The following is a 1,678-nucleotide window of genomic DNA, read 5'->3' on the forward strand; positions in this document are numbered from 1 at the left end:
ATTGATAATGTAAAAAGTATTGTAAGTTATATTTTTTAGTGTATGGTAATTTTTTAAAGGTAATATTTCTTTTTTTAAAGTAATTATCAAATTTTGATTCGATATCGTTATAAGAAAGTTTATAAATAAGACCCTCCTTTCTGCTAAAATAGCAAAATAATTATATAGAAAGGTAAAAATGAAATATTTATATTTTTTTCATATGGATTCAAATAGAATCTATTTAATAAAAAATTTTCGAGGTAAATATATAAGTAAGTTATGTAATTTTTGTGTTGCTACTAAAAAGATAATTGTAAAAGCATATAATTTTGAAAAGTTTGTTTATAAAATAAAAGGTAAATATTATTTAGATGGACACTTAGTTTTTAAGTCGTTTAATATTTTAAATATAGAGCAAGTAAAAGAAAAATTTTTAGAATATTGGGCAGAAATTAAACAAATACAAAAAGCGATATTAGATATAAATGATATAAAAATGTTTGAAAAAGAATGTTGAAATAACATTAAAGAAATTTATTATATAAATAAATTAAATAAAAAAAGATATGTATTAAAAGATTATAAAAATATTTTTAAAGGAAATGATGTATAACTTAAAAAGTAATTATTTAGTGCTGCAGGTGTTTGAAAATGAAACTCGCAAGATTATTGGTTTTTGTAAAACGTATAAAAAAGCAAAAGAATATTTAAATTTTAATGAATATAATATCGAAATTTTACAAGTTACTACGGTAGCAAAAAATTATGGTAAAAAATATGAGTATAAAGAATCGCAAAAAGATGAACGAAGCAAAAGACCGTTTTAAGTTAAAATGGTATTTATCAAAGAAATTTTTAATTGTAATTACTGTTATTTTAGTATTAATTAGTTGGTTTTTTGGTATTTATTTATATGGTGTAAATTATTTAGATGATCAATGAAGTGAAAAAACAAAAAACATTGTTAAAATAATTTTTTCTTTATTGATCTTTTTTAATATTGTTATAGTTGTTATTTTATGAAGAATGCGAGCAAAAACTATAAAAAAAATGTTGATAAAGTATAAAAAAAGTATATAATTTATGAAATAAATTATAGGAGATTATTTAATTATGAAATTTAAACAAAAATTTTTATTTTTAATGGGATCGATTTTGAGTCCTGCCGCTGCTGTTTCTTGTGGATTTGTAAATACTGTGCAGATGTCGCCTGGGGAAAAAGAAAAAGTGCCCGGGGGTGGTGTTAAAAAAGAATTAACGCTACAACAAATAAAAGAAAATGAAGTTAATAATTTTCTGAATCAATATAAGGTAAAAGATTTATATTATAAAGGGGAGATAAATAAAAATAATAATCCGTTCTTAAAAGATTGGGATTATTGGTTTGCTAAGCCTTCTTATGTTCTAAAAAGTTATGATATATCTGATGTGCAAAATTGAAGAGCACATATTAGTCATCCATATATGAATTTAAATGATTATAATACGATTATTAAAGCGTATGATGCTAAAATACAAAGTGATAATTTGTATCAAACTAAAAAAGCAAGGTTTGAAAAATGAGCAAAAGAAGAATTTAATTTTCATCCTGCTGATGCGAAATTAAAAGGGACTGCATTAAATATCGATGTTAGTGAAAGAAATTATAACGGGGATTTATATCAACTAATTATGGATGTGGTAAATGATAAAGTAA

The 1,678-nt window shown here is 22.2% G+C and carries 3 protein-coding genes; all 3 read left to right on the plus strand.

Translation table 4 applies throughout. The features are described from left to right. The first annotated feature begins 202 nt into the window (after positions 1 to 202). Positions 203 to 595 (plus strand): hypothetical protein, encoded by a 393-nt coding sequence (locus ACXYRK_RS04135; RefSeq protein WP_458614570.1) that lies wholly within the window; start codon positions 203 to 205, stop codon positions 593 to 595. Beyond that, entirely contained in the window at positions 588 to 809 is a 222-nt protein-coding gene (locus tag ACXYRK_RS04140) for a hypothetical protein (RefSeq protein WP_458614571.1), read from the plus strand. The genes ACXYRK_RS04135 and ACXYRK_RS04140 overlap by 8 nt, the downstream gene beginning before the upstream one ends. 286 nt (positions 810 to 1,095) lie before the next feature. Beyond that, the coding region (locus ACXYRK_RS04145) for a hypothetical protein (RefSeq protein ID WP_458618255.1) at positions 1,096 to 1,678 on the plus strand (583 nt) is incomplete at its 3' end.

The sequence above is a fragment of the Mycoplasma sp. AC1221 genome (assembly GCF_054353815.1).